Below are 230 nucleotides of genomic sequence, written 5' to 3'. Positions count from 1 at the left end.
TCCGTCTCTGGTTTACATAAGCTACATGGACTAAATAAATACCTGACGCAGCAACCCTGAAGAGAGCAAGGAGGGGTTAACTTTTGAAGGATAATGACTACAGGCCAAAACAATTACTCACCAAACGAGAAAAAGAAGTCTTTGAACTATTGGTTCAAGATAAGACAACCAAGGAAATCGCGCAAGATCTGTTTATTTCAGAAAAAACAGTGCGGAACCACATATCGAAT

Annotated in this window: 1 protein-coding gene; it reads left to right on the top strand. The window is 39.6% G+C overall.

The features are described from left to right. Nucleotides 1-83: 83 nt before the first annotated feature. A partial coding sequence (locus CHH91_RS19265) for a helix-turn-helix domain-containing protein (RefSeq protein ID WP_095224777.1) occupies nucleotides 84-230 on the top strand: 147 nt, incomplete at its 3' end.

This window comes from Virgibacillus sp. 7505 (assembly GCF_002272135.1).
In the GTDB taxonomy this organism is placed as follows: domain Bacteria; phylum Bacillota; class Bacilli; order Bacillales; family Amphibacillaceae; genus Terribacillus.
Note: the sequence above shows the minus strand (reverse complement) of the source record. Positions and strands in the feature narration are given on the sequence as shown.